The organism is Streptomyces sp. NBC_00190, assembly GCF_036203305.1.
Classification (GTDB): domain Bacteria; phylum Actinomycetota; class Actinomycetes; order Streptomycetales; family Streptomycetaceae; genus Streptomyces.
The window spans coordinates 6,728,935-6,744,020 of the sequence record NZ_CP108131.1; the positions used below are offsets into that span (position 1 = coordinate 6,728,935).

A 15,086-nucleotide genomic window follows, 5' to 3' on the forward strand; every position below is an offset into this window, starting at 1 on the left:
CCAGCAGCAGCACCCGCGGCGGATCGGCCACCGCACGCGCCAGTTCCACCATCCGGGCCTGCCCGACCGGCAGCCCGCCGGCGTACGAGGCCCCGAGCGCCCCGATCCCGCAGTCGGCCAGGACCCGCTCGCCCCGCTCACGGCGTGCCCGCTCCCGGGCCCGCCGGGCCGGGAAGGCGAGGAGATCGGCGGCGAGGCCGCCCCCGCCGCCCCGCCACTCCTGCGCCACGAGCACGTTGTCGGCCACGCTGAGCTGGCCGAACAGCTGTTGGCGCTGGAAGGTCCGGCGCATCCCGTGCCGCGCCCGCCAGACCGGGGAGCGACGGGTGATGTCCACCCCGTCCAGCAGCATCCGCCCCTGGTCCGGCCGCCGGATCCCGGACAGGACGTCGAAGAGCGTGGTCTTCCCGGCCCCGTTCGGCCCGATCAGCCCGCACACCTCGCCCGCCCGGATTCCTAGATCCACCCCGGTCAGCGCCCTGACACCGCCGAACCGCACGCTGACGCCGCTCGCCCGGAGCACGTACCCGCCGCCGCTCATGTCGCCATCCCCAGATAGGCCTCGGTGAGCCGGTCCGCCTCCACCTCGGCCCGCGGGCCGCACCAGGAGACCCTGCCCTGGGAGAGGTAGGCGACGGTGTCCGCGATCCCGAGGACCTCGGCCGCCTTCTCCTCCACCAGCAGCAGCGCGGTCCCGGCGTCGCGGAGCTCGGTGAGCAGCGCGTACACCTCCTCCACCACGCGCGGGGCCAGCCCGAGCGAGGGCTCGTCGGCGATCAGCACCTCCGGGGGCCGCTGCAACAGCGGCGCCAGCGCCAGCATCTGCTGCTCGCCGCCGGACAGGGCCCCCGCGGCCACCCCGCGCCGTTCGCCGAGCCGCGGGAACCGGTCGTAGACGGCGGCCCGGGCGTCGGCCTCCCCCAGGTACAGGGCCAGGTTCTCCTCGATGGTGAGCGACGGGAAGATCCCGCGCCCCTCGGGGGCGAGCAGCACCCCGGCCCGGGAGCGCCGCACGGCTCCGTCACGGGTCGCGTCCCGCCCGCGTACGAGGACCTCGCCGCCGGTGACGGCCAGCGACCCGGCGGCCACCCGGCAGGCGGTGCTCTTCCCGGCCCCGTTGGGCCCGAGCACGGCGAGTATCTCCCCCCTCCGCACGGCGAGGCCGACCCCGTGGAGCACGAGCCCCCCGTCGTATCCGGCGGTCACGGAGCGCAGCTCCAGCGCGGGCACGGACGCGGGCCGTGCGGCGTTCGAGCGCACCGGGCGCGCGGCGTCCGGCCGGGGGCCGGGGACGGAGCCCCCGGTTTCGGGAAGGGGCGGGGCGGGGGAGAGCTCGGCGGGGACCCGGGCCCGCCGCCGGGCGAGCCGCACCGGGACGGCCGCGCAGTACCCGTCCGGATCGTTGGCCAGGGCCAGCCCGGCAAGGCCGAACAGGATCACCGGCAGATGGGCCGACGAGGTCACGTAGTCCGACAGCAGCCGCGGGGCGACGGCGAACACCAGCCCCGCCACCACCGCGTACTGCGGTCGCCGGACACCCGCCGCCACCACGACCGCCAGCCACACCAGCCCCGACATCGCCGTGAAGTCCGTCGCCGTGATCCGGGTGTTGAACGACGCGTACATCACGCCGCCGAAGCCGGCCAGCCCCGCCGACAGCGCGAACAGGACCAGCTTCGTGCGCAGTACGGACACGCCGGAGGCCATCGCGGCCGCCGGGGCCGACCGTACGGCCAGCATCGCCCGCCCCGACGGGGAGCCGCGCAGCGCGCTCAGCCCGGCGGCCACCACGGCGACCAGGACCACCAGGGCCACCCCCAGCGCCCGGTCGTCGGACAGGTCCACCGGCCCGAACACCGGCCGCGGGACCGACCATCCCGAGTCCCCGTTGCGCAGCCACCGCAACTGGAACAGCACCTGGTCGGCCAGGAACGCCAGCGCCAGCGTGGCCAGGGCCAGGGACCGCCCGCCGAGCCGCAGCGCCGGCAGCGCGACCAGCGCCCCCAGCAGGGCGGCGGCGCACGTACCCACCGCCAGCGCCGCCACGAACGGCCAGCCCCGGCTCATCAGCAGTCCGGCCACCAGCGCGGCCCCGGTCACGAACGTGGCCTGGGCCAGCGAAACCATCGACCCCAGCCCGGTCACCACGGTGAAGGACATGAACACCAGCGCGACGGCCAGCCCCTGGGCCAGCAGCCCGCTCCAGAACGGGGTGGTCACGGTGTAGAACGCCACGCACAGCAGCCCGCCGGCGCCTGCCCACACCCCCCACCGCCGCCCCCAGGAGGCCCCGGCCAGATGGTCCACCGGCGGTTCGTCCACGGCCGCGACACCCGCCGTCCGCGCCCGCCGGGTCAGTACCAGCAGGCCCCCGAACAGGATCAGGAAGGGCACCGCCGTACGGAACCCCGTGATGCCCTCGGCGAAGGACGCGTACCCGGCCACCAGGTTCTGCAGTACGCCGAGCCCCAGCCCGCCCGCAAAGGCGAGCGGCACGGACGCGAACCGCCCGATGACCGCCGCCGTCGCCGAGACGAACAGGAACAGGGTGAAGTCGTGCGCGGACAGCCCCAGCAGCGGCGTCGCCAGCACCCCCGCCAGCCCGGCCAGCGCCGACGCGATCATCCAGGCCACCGACGACAGCCGGTCCGCGCTGATCCCGCGCAACTCGGTCAGCGAGCGGTTGTCGACGGCCGCCCGCAGCCGCAGCCCCAGCCGGGTGTGCCGCATCAGCACCCACAGGGCCACCGCCACCACCGCCGTCGCCACCCAGGTGATCAGCTGGTCGGAGTCGATGCCGACGCCCTCCGCGAGCTGCCAGGACCTGGCCGGGCTCGGCCCGACGCCCGGCAGCCCGAACTGGTTCTCGGCGGGTTTCACCGGCGCGCCCGCGTCCGCCAGCAGCTCCACGGCCCACAGCCCGGCGGCCGGCAGGGCCACGAGCAGCCCGATCGTCGCCACGATCTGCGCCGTCTCGCCGACCCGCGCGAGCCGCCGGAACATCAGCCGGTCCAGCCCCCAGCCGAGACCGGGCGCAAGGAAGCACACCACCAGCAGCGCCGCCGGAACGGCCGGCCAGCCCAGGCCGGAGTGCAACTCGTAGAAGGCGAGTGCGCACAGGTAGGCGGTGGCCCCGTGCGCGAAGTTGAACAGCCCGGACGCCGAGTACGACAGCACCAGCCCGGTGGCGAGCAGTGCGTACAGAGCGCCGGAGACCAGGCCGCTCAGCACGAAGACGAGCAGATCCCCCATCGCGTCCCCCGATCCCTAGGTGAAGGGCACGGGTTCGTAGCACTTGAACGGGACGGCGACCTCGTACGTGCCGCCCTTCAGCCGTACGAGCGCCCCGCAGCCGAAGCTGTCCTTCTGCCCCTTGGGCTCCGCCCGGTCGCCGACGAGCGTGCCGGTGTCGGAGAAGTTCTGGGCGGCGGCCTGGAAGGACTCGACGGTCATGTCGCCGCCCGCCTTCCGTGCGATGGACACGAACAGGTCGGCCGCCATGTACCCGGTCATCATGTGCATGCTGAGCGGGACGTCCTGGCCTCCCGACGCGGCCTTCATGTCGGCCTTGAACTGGGCCATCTTCGGGCTGTCCGACTCGAAGGGCTCGAACTGCAGCAGCACGTACACCCCGTCGAGCGCCTGCTTGGTGGCGTCTTTCGCGAGCAGCCCGGGGTCGTAGTCGGTGGGGTCGGAGAGCAGCCCCTTGTAGCCGCTGCGCTTGAGCGCCGTGAACAGCCCGATGTTGTTGGGGGTCTGCATGACGGAGACCACGGCGTCCGGCGCCTTGCCGCCGTTGCCCTCCAGGATCTCCTTCACGTACGCGGACCAGTCGCTCGGCACGGCGGTGGCGGGAACGGAGGCCTTGGCGTAGGAGACCGTGAAACCGGCGCTGGTGAAGCCCTGCTGGAAGGTCCGGATGCCGAACTTCCCGGCGTCGCTGTCGTTCGCGATGACCGCGACGGACTTGCCCCGGGCGCCGCCGAGGACCGCGGCGATGCCTTCGGGCCAGGTCTGGTTGAGGGTGCCGCCGGGGGTGGGGACCAGGCAGCCGTTGAAGCCGTAGATGTACTTGGGCCCGCAGAAGGAGGGCAGCGTGCCCCAGCCGAAGGTGGGGACCTTCTCCTGCTCCAGGAAGTCGGCGCCCGAGAAGGTCACCGAGCTCATCGGGGCGACCGCGAAGACCTTGTCCTGCTGGACGAGTTTGCGGGCGGCCGCCATGTTCTTCGCGGGGTCCTGGCCGTCGTCCTCCGCGCCGAGGTAGTCGATCTTGCGGCCGTTGACGCCCCCCTCGGCGTTGGCTCTCAGGTACCGGGCCTTGGCGCCGAGGTCGGTGTCCTTCTTGCTGTAACCGCTCGCGCTGGTCATCGACACGATGCCGCCGACCTTGACCGAGTCGGCGGTCAGCCCGCGGCGGCTCCCGGGCGTGTCCCCCGCCCCGCCCTTGGCGTTGCCGTTCGTGGAGGCGGAGTTGCAGGCGGAGACGAGCGCGAGGGCCGCCGCCGCGACGGCCAGGGTGCGGATCGGTCGCAACATCTGGAGATCCCCTCCGGTCGAATCCCCGCATTCTGTGCGCGACCTGACGGATCGTCAATATCAATGACAAGGGTGAAGTGGCGAACCGTCAGGTGCGATCGGGGAGGGGAGCGCTCACGACTGGTAGAGGGCCGCGACCTCCGTCGCGTACGCCTTCTCGATCGCCCGGCGCTTGAGCTTCAGGGAAGGGGTCAGCAGCCCCCGCTCCTCCGTGAACTGCTCCCCGAGCACCCGGAAGGTGCGGATCGACTCCGCCTGCGAGACCAGGGTGTTGGCGGCCACGACCGCCCGGCGGACCTCCGCCGTCAGGTCCGCGTCGTGCACCAGGTCCGCCGCGGGCCGCTGCGCCAGGCCGCGCATCGACAGCCAGTGGGCGATCCCCTCCGCGTCCAGGGTGATCAGGGCCGCGATGTACGGCCGGTCGTTGCCCACCAGTACGCACTGTGACACCAGCGGGTGCGAGCGGACCCGCTCCTCCAGCGCGGCCGGCTGGACGCTCTTGCCGTTGGAGGTCACCAGGATCTCCTTCTTGCGGCCGGTGATGATGAGGTAGCCGTCCTCGTCCAGCCGCCCCAGGTCCCCGGTCGCCAGCCACCCGCCGCGCAGGACCGCGTCGGTGGCGGGCGGGTCGTTGAGGTACCCGGCGAAGACGTGGCCGCCGTGCAGCCAGACCTCCCCGTCCTCCGCGATGTGCACCGTGCCGCCGGGGATCGGCGGGCCCACCGTGCCGTACTTCGTCGCCCCCGGCGGATTCGCGGTGGCCGCCGCGGACGACTCGGTCAGGCCGTACCCCTCGAAGATCGTGATCCCGGCGCCGTCGAAGAACAGCCCGAGGCGGCGCGACATCGCGGACCCGCCCGACATGGCGTGCCGTACGCGGCCGCCCATCGCCTCGCGGACCTTGCCGTACACGAGCTTCTCGAAGAGCTGGTGCTCCATCCGCAGCCCGGCCGAGGGGCCGGGGCCGGTGCCGAAGGACTTCTCCTCGCGCGCCTCCGCGTACCGCACGGCCGTCTCCACCGCCCGGTCGAAGGCGCCCGTACGCCCCTCCGCCTCGGCCTTGCGCCGCGCGGCCGCGAAGACCTTCTCGAAGACGTACGGGACCCCGAGCACGAAGGTCGGCCGGAACGCGGCCAGGTCCGGCAGCAGCTCGGCCGCCGCCAGTACGGGCTGGTGCCCGAGCTTGACCCGGGCGCGGACGGCGGCCACCTCCACCATCCGCCCGAAGACGTGCGCCAGTGGCAGGAAGAGCAGGGTGGACGGCTGCTCGCCGGGACCGGCCTGGAAGACGGACTCCCAGCGGCTCGCCATGGTGTCGGCCTCGAACATGAAATTGCCGTGGGTGAGGACGCAGCCCTTGGGGCGGCCGGTGGTGCCCGAGGTGTAGATGACGGTGGCGACCGCGTCCGGGGTCACGGCGCCGCGGTGGCGGTGCACGACGTCCTCGGCGACCCCGCGGCCGTCGGCGACGATGCCGTCCACGGCCCCCGCGTCGAGCTGCCACAGCAGGCGCAGGAGGGGAAGCCGGTCGATGACCGAACCCACCGTCATGGCCTGGTCCTCGTTCTCGACGACGCAGGCCGTGCAGGCGGAGTCGGCCAGGATCCAGTGCACCTGCTCGGCGGAGGAGGTCGGGTAGACGGGGACCGGCTGGGCGCCGATCGCCCACAGGGCGAAGTCGAAGAGGGTCCACTCGTACCGGGTACGGGACATGACGGCGACCCGGTCGCCGAACCGTACGCCCTGGGCCAGCAGGCCCTTGGCGAGCGCGAGCACCTCGGCGGCGAGTTCGGCGGAGGTCACGTCCCGCCAGACCCCGTCCGTCTTGCGGCCCAGCACCACCCGGTCCGGTTCCTCGCGCGCATGCCGGAAGACGACGTCGGCCAGACCGCCGACGGGCGCGTCGGTGACGACGGGTGGGACGGTGATCTCGCGCAAGGGTCCCGCTCCTCTCCGTGCGGCGCGGCGACGCTACCCCACGTCGCAGGGCAGTTGATCAGCCCGCGGATACCTCCACAAGACCTCCTCAGCGACCTTCTCGGCGGCCGGGCCGCGGTCAGGCCGTGCGGCTGAGGCGGTCCGCGCCCGAGAGGACCGCCGAGGCCAGGGCTTCGGCGGGAGCCGAGGCCCGGGACCCGCGCACGAGGGCGAACTCGACCGGCCCGAGCTCCGGCAGCCCGCCGACCCGGACCAGTCCCGGCGGGATCAGCCCGCGGGTGTGCGCCATCACGCCCAGCCCGGCCCGGGCCGCCGCGATCAGACCGCTCAGGCTGCCGCTCGTACAGGCGATCCGCCACGCCCGGCCGTCACGCTCCAGCACCTCCAGCGCCCGCGCCCTGGTGATCCCCGGAGGCGGGAAGACGATCAGCGGAACCGGGCGCTCCGGGTCCACCCGCAGTCCTTCCGCCCCGATCCACACCATCCGGTCCCGCCACACCAGGCGGCCCCGCTCGTCCCCCGGCCCCCGCCGCTTCGCCAGCACCAGGTCCAGGCGTCCCGCGTCCAGCCGTTCGTGCAGCGTCCCCGAGAGCTCCACCGACAGCTCCAGGTCCACCTGGGGATGCTCGTGCCGGAACCCCTCCAGAATCTCCGGCAGCCGCGTCAGCACGAAGTCCTCCGAAGCCCCGAAGCGCAGCCGCCCGCGCAGCCGGGTCCCCGTGAAGAAGGCCGCCGCCCGTTCGTGCGCCTCCAGGATCGTGCGCGCGAAGCCCAGCAGCGCCTCGCCGTCCTCCGTCAGCTCCACGCTGTGCGTGTCCCGGACGAACAGCGGCCGCCCGGTCGCCGCCTCCAGCCTCCGCACGTGCTGGCTGACGGTGGACTGCCGTACGCCGAGCCGCCCGGCGGCCTGGGTGAAGCTCAGCGTCTGGGCCACCGTGAGGAACGTACGCAGCTGGACAGGGTCGTACATACCGCCATGCTAGCCACGCTCATCGGGATGCGTGATGACAGTGAGTGCGGTGTGCGGGTTTCCCGATCACCACCCGCCCACCGAGCATGAACGAGTGAGCACCCTGCACATGCGCCGCCGCCTGCGCCGCCCGCACCTCCCCGCCCGGCTGCCCGTCGACCCGTACGTACTGGCCCTCCTCGGCACCGTCGGCCTCGCCGCCCTGCTCCCCGCCCGCGGCCAGGCCGCCACCGTCGCCGACGGGGCCGCCACCGTGGCCGTGGCCCTGCTCTTCTTCCTCTACGGAGCCAGGCTCTCCACCCGCGAGGCCCTCGACGGCCTGCGCCACTGGCGGCTGCACCTCACCGTGCTCGTCTGCACCTTCCTCCTCTTCCCCCTCCTCGGCCTCGCCGCCCGAGGCCTCGTCCCCACCCTCCTCACGCCCCCGCTCTACAGCGGCCTGCTCTTCCTCTGTCTGGTCCCCTCGACCATCCAGTCCTCCATCGCCTTCACCTCGATCGCCCGCGGCAACGTCCCGGCCGCGATCTGCGCAGGCTCCTTCTCCAGCCTCGCCGGCATCGTCCTCACCCCGCTGCTCGCCGCGGCCCTGCTCGGGAGCAGCGCGGGCGGCTTCTCCCCCGACTCCCTCCTCAAGATCGTTCTCCAGCTGCTGCTGCCCTTCCTCCTCGGACAGCTCCTGCGCCGCTGGGTCGGCGGCTTCCTCGTGCGCAACAGGCAGGTGCTGGGCCGCTTCGACCGCGGCTCGATCCTGCTCGTCGTCTACGCCGCCTTCAGCGCGGGCATGGCCGCCGGCATCTGGCACCAGGTGAGCGTCCCGCGCCTCGGCGCCCTGCTGGCGGTGGAGGCCGTACTGCTCGCCGTGATGCTCCTCGTCAGCTGGTACGGGGCCAGGCGCCTCGGCTTCGGCCGCGCGGACCGCATCGCCATCCAGTTCGCCGGGTCGAAGAAGAGCCTCGCCGCCGGACTCCCCATGGCCAGCGTGCTGTTCGGGGCCCAGGCCGGTCTCGCCGTGCTCCCGCTCATGCTGTTCCACCAGATGCAGCTCATGGTCTGCGCGGTCCTCGCCCGCCGCCGCGCCGCACAGACGGAGCCGGCCGGGCACGGTGAACTCCCCACCGGTCGTGTGGCGGAGGTCTCGTCGGCGGTCCAACACCCCTCCGTGCGGGCCCGGTAACGTTCGGCGGTGACCTGGATACGCCCGCTCGCCGCCCACGCCGAACGCCCCTGCACCCTGGTGGTCTGCCGCGGCTGCTGCTGCGGTGACCCCCGCAAGAACCCCGGCTCCGACCACGCCGGCCAGCTCGCCCGGCTGCGCGAGGCCGCCGAGGCCTCCGGGGGCCGCCTGGCCGTCCGTACGAGCGACTGCCTCGGCCCCTGCGCCCAGGCCAACGTCATCGTGGTCCAGCCCACGACCGAGGCCCGCCGCCGCGGCGCCCGCGCCGCCTGGTTCGGGTGGGCCCTGGACGACACCGCGACCGACGAGATCATCGCCTGGGCCGAATCCGGCGGCCCGGGCACCACCCCGGTCCCGCCCACCCTCGACCTCCACCGCATCGAGCCGCCCGAGCCCGAGCGGGCCCCGAACTCCACCCGCCGCGGCCGCCGGGGCCGCTAGGGCCTGTCGTCCTGGCGGGTGATCCGCTCCTCGCCCGCGTAGATGTTCATGTTCGGGCCCCGCAGGAAGCCGACCAGGGTCAGTCCCGAGTCCAGGGCCAGGTCCACCGCCAGCGAGGACGGCGCCGAGACCGCCGCCAGCACCGGGATGCCCGCCATCACGGCCTTCTGGGCCAGCTCGAAGGAGGCCCGGCCGGACACCAGCAGGACCGCTCCGGCCAGCGGGAGCCGGCCCGCCTGGAGCGCCCGCCCGACGATCTTGTCGACCGCGTTGTGCCGGCCCACGTCCTCGCGTACGTCGAGCAGCTCGCCCTCCGCCGTGAACAGCCCGGCCGCGTGCAGTCCGCCCGTGCGGTCGAAGACCTTCTGGGCCGCGCGCAGCCGGTCCGGCAGCTCGCCGAGGAGATCCGCGGAGATCCGTACCGGGTCGGCGGCCGTCCCCGGGAAGCGGGTCGCCGTACGGACCGCGTCCAGGCTGGCCTTGCCGCACAGGCCGCAGGAGGAGGTGGTGTAGACGTTCCGCTCCAGTGTGATGTCCGGCACCGGGACCCCGGCCGCCAGCTGCACGTTGACCACGTTGTAGGTGTTCGACCCGTCTTCGGTGGCGCCCTCGCAGTAGGTGACGGCCTGGACGTCCGCCGCGGAGGCGAGCACGCCCTCGCTCACGAGGAAGCCCACCGCCAGGGCGAAGTCGTCGCCCGGGGTCCGCATCGTGATCGCCAGCGGCTTGCCGTTCAGCCGTATCTCCAGCGGCTCCTCGGCGACCAGCGTGTCCGGACGGACCCCGGCCACGCCGTTCCGGATCCGGACGACGCGGCGGCGCTCGGTGACCCGTCCCATGGTGATCAGCCCACCCCTTCAGTTCCTGCCGTGCATCCGTCCGAATCCGGCTGCATCCGACAACTTCATTGTCGCGGTTCCGCTTCCCACAGCGTCCCCGGCAGGTGGATCCTCGGGAATCTCCAAATTCCGGTGCCGGAATCCTGTCGGGTCACACGCACACGTACCCATCAGTAGCAGGCAAAGCTGGGTGATCCTGCACTTCCGTACAAAGGGGGACCCCGCCCATGACCGGTTCACGCGTGGTGGCGCTAGGGCACTACCAGCCCGCGAGAGTGCTCACCAACGAGGACCTCGCGGCCATGGTCGACACCACGGACGAGTGGATCCGGTCCCGGGTCGGCATCAAGACGCGCCACATCGCGGGGCCGGACGAACCGGTCGACGAGCTGGCCTTCCACGCCGCGGGCAAGGCCCTGGCCGGCGCCGGCCTGACCCCGGACGACATCGACCTCGTCCTGGTCGCCACCTCCACCGCGATCGACCGCTCGCCCAACATGGCCGCCCGCGTGGCCGCCAAGCTGGGCATGGGCGGCAGCCCCGCCGTGATGGACCTCAACGTCGTCTGCTCGGGCTTCACGCACGCCCTGGCCACCGCGGACCACGCGATCCGGGCCGGCTCCGCCACCCGCGCCCTGGTCATCGGCGCCGACAAGATGGCCGAGATCACCGACTGGAGCGACCGCACCACCTGCGTGCTCACCGGTGACGGCGCGGGCGCGGCCGTGGTCGAGGCCAGCGAGGAGCCGGGCATCGGGCCGGTGCTGTGGGGTTCGGTCCCCGAGATGGGCAACGCCGTCCGGATCGAGGGCTCGCCGCCGGTCTTCGCGCAGGAGGGCCAGTCCGTGTACCGCTGGACCACCAGCCAGCTCCCGCCGCTCGCCCGCAAGGTGTGCGAGAAGGCCGGGGTCCTCCCCGAGGAGCTGGCCGGGGTCGTCCTGCACCAGGCGAACCTGCGGATCATCGAGCCGCTCGCCGCCAAGATCGGCGCCGTCAACGCGGTCGTCGCCCGCGATGTCGTCGACTCCGGCAACACCTCGGCTGCCAGCATCCCGATGGCGCTGTCCAAGCTGGTGCAGCGCGGCGAGATCCCGACCGGCGCTCCCGTCCTGCTCTTCGGCTTCGGCGGCAACCTCTCCTACGCGGGGCAGGTCATCCACTGCCCGTGACCCCGGCGGCGCGTGCCCGGTGACGTACCCGACGGCCGCAGCGAGACGATCCGTCTCGCTGCGGCCGTCGGTGCATGCGTGCAGGTCAGCACGGCGTTGCGGACGGCGGCCGGTCGGATAAGTGGTCGGAGCCCCGCCGATCCTTTGCTATTGTTGTCCATGTCGCCGCGGGAAACCGGGGCCGACCACCTAGTCCGGGTGGCGGAATGGCAGACGCGCTAGCTTGAGGTGCTAGTGCCCTTTATCGGGCGTGGGGGTTCAAGTCCCCCCTCGGACACAGATCGGCGAGGGCCGTGACTCCAGGAGTCACGGCCCTCGCCGTTTGCGTTGCGCCGCGGGCGCCGCGGGCGCGCCGGGCCTCCCGGCGGAACGGCCATGGCCGGATCCGTATCTGCGGCATCATGGTCTTGGAACGGGCCAGGGGGAGCAACGTGTCGCAGGACGAACCACGCAACAGCATCGCGATCGTCGGGCGCTACCGGCTTGAGAAGCGGCTGGGCAGGGGCGGCATGGGCACCGTCTGGCGGGCCTCCGACGAACTGCTCGGACGCTCCGTCGCCGTCAAGGAACTCCACGTGGGGGACGGTACGCAGTCCGCGGGCGCCCTGCGTGAGGCGCGTACGGTGGCGCAGATCAAGCACCCCCACGTCGTCGTGGTCCACGACGTCGTGGAGCAGGACGGGCACCCGTACATCGTCATGGAACTCGTCGAAGGCAGCTCGCTCGCCGACCGGCTCGCCGCCGACGGTCCGCTGGACCACGGCGAGACCGCCCGCACGGGGCTCGCCCTGCTCGGCGCCCTGAGCGCGGCACACGCCCGCGGAGTGCTCCACCGGGACATCAAGCCGGCCAACGTGCTGATGGAAGCGGGAACCGGCCGGGTGGTGCTCACCGACTTCGGCATCGCCCGCCTCGCCGGCTCCACCACCATCAGTGAGACCGGGGCCTTCATCGGCTCACCCGAGTACACCTCGCCCGAGCGGATGCAGGGCGCCGCCGCAGGCCCCGCATCCGACCTGTGGTCCCTCGGCGTGCTGCTGTGTGCCGCATTGACCGGCGAGTCGCCCTTCCACCGCGATTCGCTCGGCGGAGTCCTGCACGCCGTCGTGTCCGCCGAGATCCGGCCGCCGGCTCAGGCGGGGCCGCTGCTGCCACTGATCCAGGGTCTGCTGGAACGCGACCCGGAGCGGCGGCTGGGGGCGGCGGAGGCCGAGCGGCTGCTGTCGGCGTACGTGACCACCGGCGCCGTCCCGCTGCTCGACCGGCCCCTCGGCCCGAACCCGACGGCGGGGACCGCCACCGAGGCCCCGACCACTCCCCACCCGCCCGGCTACTCGCCGACCGAGCGCGTAGGCCGGCCCGGCGACCGCGCGCCGGGACCGGCCGGGAAGTTCCGGCCGTCTGTTCGCCTCGGGCTGCTCGCGGCCCTCGTCGTGGCGGCCGTCGCGGGCGGAGTGAGCGCGGCGTCCCTGCTCGGCGACCGTACGGACGGCCGGGCGCAGGAGCCTGCGCGGAGCGCCCCCGCCTCACCCGCCACCGCCTCACCCACCCCTGCCTCACCCGCCACCGCCTCACCCGCCACCGACAAGGCCGTCGCGCAGTCCCCGGCGGCGTCGCCGCCCGCGCCCGGGAGCGCCGCGTCCGCCAAGCCCGTGCCCCCCGGGTACCGGACCGTCACCGACGTACAGGGCTTCTCCCTCGCCGTGCCGAAGGGTTTCCAGCGCACCACCGACGACCAGCGGGTCTTCTACGTCTCCGAGGACGGGGCGATCCGGATCGGCATCAAGGTGAAGCCGTCTGCGCCCGGCGGCCCGCTCGCCGCGATGCGGCTCTCGGACGCCGAGGGCCCGGCCACCAACCCCGGGTTCCGCGACCACTCGGTCGTCGCGACGACGCACAACGGACTGCCCGCCGCGCTGTGGGAGTTCACCTGGGACGGCTTCACCCGTGCCGAAGGCGCCCGGCACACCTTCGACCTCTGCTGGGACGAGAACGGCCTCCTGCACGACGTCTGGGTGTCCGCTCCCGTCAGCCGGCTCGCCGAGGCCAGGAGCCACTTCGACGCGGCCCTGGACTCCTTCGTCCCCGGCGGGTCCTGATCACGGCGCCGGGCACCCCGGCCCGGCCGCCTCACGTGCCCAGCACCACCAGGCCCCTCGGGGCGGTCAGGGTGCCCGGGGCGACCTGGGTGAAGGTGTGGGGGAGGGACAGGCACGGCCGGCCGGTGTCCGGGAGGGCGTCGAAGAGGTAGGCCGCCGCGGACGTGGTGTCGCTGACCAGGTGGGGGCCGCGGGCCGAGGCCGTGGTGTCCGTGAGCGGGGTGCGGAACAGGCGCCGGAGGTGACGCAGGGTCTCCGGGGTGAGGGGGGCCCGCGTCGGCCGGGGCGGGCACTGCGGCTCCCGCTCCGGCCGCGTGGACGCGGAAGGGTACGGGGGCTCGGCGGCGGCGGTGGTCTCGGGCTCGGACGGGTTCGGGGCAGCCGGCGTGTCCGGGGGGATCTCACCCGTCAGGAGCAGGGCGAGGAGCACCGGAACGGCCTTGCGGCGCAAGGCCTCGGTGGCCGAGTGCAGGCGAGGGGCATGGACCGCGGGCAGGGACAGCGCGAGGCTCCCGGCGGCGTCGCCGGTGGCGATCGGCACCGCCGAGCAGACGACCCCCGGCGAGTACTCCAGCAGGTCGAAGACGGGCGCGCCCGGGGCCAACGCGTCCAGCGCGGTGAACAGGGCCCGGCTGTCGGTGATGGTCCGCGGAGTCAGCCGCGCGGGCCGGTGCCGGGCCACGTGGTCGGCCCTGCGGTCGTGGTCGAGCTGGGTCAGCAGGCACTTGCCGACCGCGCTGGCGTGCGCGGCGGCCCGGAAGTCCACCCACTCCCGCACCGGCGGGGTCCCGGGACCGTCCGCCATCTGCGTGATCCGGACCTCGCCCTCCGCGTACCGGCTCAGGTACACCGCCGCGCCCGCGCTGTCCCGGGCCAGTGCCAGCGTGCGCTGGAGCTGGCCCGCCAGGCCGCTGCCGCCGGGGGCCGCGAGCCGGTCCAGGGCCGGTCCGCGCGCGTACACCCCCGTGCCGGGGCGGTACGCGTACTCCTCCTCGCACAGCATCGACAGCAGGGGACCGAGTTCTTCCTCGGCGAGCCCCGACTTCCGGGCGAGCTGGGCGGCCCGCACCCCCAGGGGATGCCGCTCCAGGACCTGTACGACGGCCAGCGCGCGCCGGGCCTCCGACAGGGCCTGGCCGGTCCCGGCCTGGACGACGGTCCCGCGGGCCGCCGCCGTCAGCGCCGGGTGGCGCAGCGGGCCGGGCGCGAGGCGCGGTACGGGAACGGCCGCCGGCGCTGCTGCCATGGGGGCCACGGCGCCGGTGACCGCGGCCGCCGACGGCTGGAACGCGGCCAGTATCCCGGGCAGCCCGGGCCTGGGCAGCGGCACCGGTCCCAGGTCGGCATCGTCGAGCTGGTCGACGTACCGCAGGACGGCCGCCTGCGCGCACAGCCGCACCTCCCGCAGATCCCGCCGGCCGGCGGGCCGGAAGCCGCGACGGCCCAGTTCGCGCGCCCAGTGCCGGGCGTCGTGGTACTCACCGCGGCGGGAGTGGTCGAGGAAGAGGCAGTACGCGGCATCGGCGGTCCCCGGACCGGCCCAGCCCGCGGCGAACTGCCACCAGAACCGGGCGCCTTCGCGCAGCCCGGCCAGGTACAGCAGAGAGCCGAAGACGACGGCGCCGGCCAGGTCGGTGTGCCGGGAGGCGAGGAAGGAGACGAGCTGCGCCTCGGCCTTCGGGGCGCACACGGAGGCCAGGCAGGCGGCCTTGAGGTCGCGGCGGGCGCGTTCGGCGTCGAGCGGGCAGTCGCGCGCCGGGTCGCTCCAGCCGGACGCGGACCGGCGCCGGGCGCGGTGGCCGGCGGCGGGTGCCGGCGGGGTGGCGCGCAGCAGCCGGGCCTCGGCCGCGCCCAGGTCGTAGTGCGGGTAGCGGTCGCGGACGCCCGCCCGGGCGAGGAACTCGGCCAGGGCGCGGGGGG

The 15,086-nt window shown here is 73.9% G+C and carries 9 protein-coding genes, 1 tRNA gene and 2 pseudogenes; 5 read left to right on the forward strand and 7 right to left on the reverse strand.

Annotation, left to right across the window (positions count from 1 at the left end; all coding sequences use genetic code 11):
- Position 1: 1 nt before the first annotated feature.
- From OG429_RS31595 to OG429_RS31615, 5 genes and pseudogenes are all read right to left on the reverse strand, one after another.
- Positions 2-541 (reverse strand): annotated as a pseudogene (locus tag OG429_RS31595) (ATP-binding cassette domain-containing protein); the annotation flags it as partial.
- Positions 538-3,252 carry an ABC transporter permease subunit gene (locus OG429_RS31600; protein ID WP_328928657.1) on the reverse strand — a complete coding sequence of 905 codons (2,715 nt, stop codon included), beginning with the start codon at positions 3,250-3,252 and terminating at the stop codon, positions 538-540. The pseudogene OG429_RS31595 and the gene OG429_RS31600, both read right to left, overlap by 4 nt.
- 15 nt (positions 3,253-3,267) lie before the next feature.
- Entirely contained in the window at positions 3,268-4,536 is a 1,269-nt protein-coding gene (locus OG429_RS31605; protein WP_328928658.1) for an ABC transporter substrate-binding protein, read from the reverse strand.
- A gap of 114 nt (positions 4,537-4,650) precedes the next feature.
- Positions 4,651-6,474, reverse strand: coding sequence for an AMP-dependent synthetase/ligase (locus OG429_RS31610; RefSeq protein WP_328928659.1), 1,824 nt, complete (start codon positions 6,472-6,474; stop codon positions 4,651-4,653).
- A 118-nt stretch (positions 6,475-6,592) separates the two neighbouring features.
- On the reverse strand, positions 6,593-7,444 hold the full coding sequence (locus OG429_RS31615) for a LysR substrate-binding domain-containing protein (RefSeq protein WP_328928660.1): 852 nt from the start codon (positions 7,442-7,444) through the stop codon (positions 6,593-6,595).
- A 109-nt stretch (positions 7,445-7,553) separates the two neighbouring features.
- On the opposite strand from OG429_RS31615, the gene OG429_RS31620 reads away from it, so the two are divergent.
- Positions 7,554-8,618: a bile acid:sodium symporter family protein gene (locus tag OG429_RS31620; protein ID WP_328930482.1), complete on the forward strand. Its 1,065-nt coding sequence runs from the start codon at positions 7,554-7,556 to the stop codon at positions 8,616-8,618.
- 9 nt (positions 8,619-8,627) lie between these two features.
- Complete coding sequence (locus tag OG429_RS31625) at positions 8,628-9,059, forward strand: (2Fe-2S) ferredoxin domain-containing protein (protein WP_328928661.1); 432 nt, start codon at positions 8,628-8,630, stop codon at positions 9,057-9,059.
- Here the strand turns inward: OG429_RS31625 and fdhD are convergent.
- Positions 9,056-9,898, reverse strand: a complete 843-nt coding sequence (fdhD, locus tag OG429_RS31630; protein WP_328928662.1) for a formate dehydrogenase accessory sulfurtransferase FdhD — start codon at positions 9,896-9,898, stop codon at positions 9,056-9,058. The two genes, OG429_RS31625 and fdhD, sit on opposite strands and share 4 nt — an antisense overlap.
- Positions 9,899-10,125: 227 nt before the next feature.
- Here fdhD and OG429_RS31635 point away from each other — a divergent pair, with 227 nt between their 5' ends.
- From OG429_RS31635 to OG429_RS31645, 3 genes are all read left to right on the forward strand, one after another.
- Positions 10,126-11,067 (forward strand): beta-ketoacyl-ACP synthase III, encoded by a 942-nt coding sequence (locus OG429_RS31635; RefSeq protein WP_328928663.1) that lies wholly within the window; start codon positions 10,126-10,128, stop codon positions 11,065-11,067.
- Between the two features lie 192 nt (positions 11,068-11,259).
- A tRNA-Leu gene (locus OG429_RS31640) sits at positions 11,260-11,344 on the forward strand.
- 232 nt (positions 11,345-11,576) lie between these two features.
- The gene (locus OG429_RS31645; RefSeq protein WP_328930483.1) at positions 11,577-13,166 is read left to right on the forward strand and encodes a serine/threonine-protein kinase; all 1,590 of its coding nucleotides are present in this window, start codon (positions 11,577-11,579) and stop codon (positions 13,164-13,166) included.
- Positions 13,167-13,575: 409 nt separating this feature from the next.
- Here the strand turns inward: OG429_RS31645 and OG429_RS31650 are convergent.
- Positions 13,576-14,295: pseudogene (locus tag OG429_RS31650) on the reverse strand (IclR family transcriptional regulator domain-containing protein); the annotation flags it as partial.
- Between the last annotated feature and the right edge of the window lie 791 nt (positions 14,296-15,086).

What these genes read in the sequence shown, in the direction of transcription:
- OG429_RS31600 (WP_328928657.1), bottom strand. Translation starts at nt 3,252, where the DNA reads ATGGGGGATCTGCTCGTCTTCGTGCTGAGCGGCCTGGTCTCCGGCGCT.
- OG429_RS31605 (WP_328928658.1), bottom strand. Translation starts at nt 4,536, where the DNA reads ATGTTGCGACCGATCCGCACCCTGGCCGTCGCGGCGGCGGCCCTCGCG.
- OG429_RS31615 (WP_328928660.1), bottom strand. Translation starts at nt 7,444, where the DNA reads ATGTACGACCCTGTCCAGCTGCGTACGTTCCTCACGGTGGCCCAGACG.
- OG429_RS31620 (WP_328930482.1), top strand. Translation starts at nt 7,554, where the DNA reads ATGCGCCGCCGCCTGCGCCGCCCGCACCTCCCCGCCCGGCTGCCCGTC.
- fdhD (WP_328928662.1), bottom strand. Translation starts at nt 9,898, where the DNA reads ATGGGACGGGTCACCGAGCGCCGCCGCGTCGTCCGGATCCGGAACGGC.
- OG429_RS31635 (WP_328928663.1), top strand. Translation starts at nt 10,126, where the DNA reads ATGACCGGTTCACGCGTGGTGGCGCTAGGGCACTACCAGCCCGCGAGA.
- OG429_RS31645 (WP_328930483.1), top strand. Translation starts at nt 11,577, where the DNA reads ATGGGCACCGTCTGGCGGGCCTCCGACGAACTGCTCGGACGCTCCGTC.